This is a genomic window from Pseudomonas psychrophila (assembly GCF_001043005.1).
GTDB classification, from domain to species: domain Bacteria; phylum Pseudomonadota; class Gammaproteobacteria; order Pseudomonadales; family Pseudomonadaceae; genus Aquipseudomonas; species Aquipseudomonas psychrophila.
The window spans coordinates 1-646 of record NZ_JYKZ01000073.1 but is presented as its reverse complement, the minus strand read 5'-3'; the positions used below and the strand labels follow the sequence as shown (position 1 = coordinate 646).

At 52.2% G+C, this 646-nt stretch carries 1 protein-coding gene; it reads left to right on the top strand.

Annotation, left to right across the window (positions count from 1 at the left end):
- Positions 1–389 (top strand): lysophospholipid acyltransferase family protein (locus tag TU76_RS24125; RefSeq protein WP_048352671.1); only part of this gene is annotated, 389 nt, incomplete at its 5' end.
- Positions 390–646 lie beyond the last annotated feature (257 nt).

The following is a 646-nucleotide window of genomic DNA, read 5'->3' as shown; positions in this document are numbered from 1 at the left end:
ACCCCAAGGCGGCGCTCAAGCACATCGCCAAGAAGGGTGATGAGCTGCTCAAGGACAACATTTGGGTACTGATCTTTCCGGAGGGTACCCGCGTGCCATTTGGCCAGGTGGGCAAGTTCTCCCGGGGGGGGACGGCACTGGCAGTCAACGCCGAGTTGCCGGTATTGCCGATTGCCCACAACGCGGGCAAATTCTGGCCCAAGACTGGCTGGGCTAAAAAACCCGGAACGATCGAGCTGGTGATTGGCGAGCCAATGTACGCCAACGGCACCGGTCCACGGGCGATTGCCGAGCTAAACGACCGGGTCCAGGCCTGGAACGAACAGACCCAGCGCGACATGGGTTCACTCCCGCCTTTAGCGGCTCCCGCAGACACAACAACGAGCTAAGACGTTTTGTGGATAACTTGTGCACAAGTTTTGGATTTCTTTCTAATTAACGCCGTAAGTTAATGATTTAAATACTTATTTCTAGACAATGGCTTTTGATGGAAAACGTGCATAAGTTTTTCTAAGCACAAAAAAACCGGCTGATATGCCGGTTTTTTTGTGTCTTGCAGTCCTTCTCCTCATTCACTCCTGATCATGTGTCAGACCTTGTCGATATTTACGTCCTTGGTTTCCTTGAGACACATCATCCCGACGAC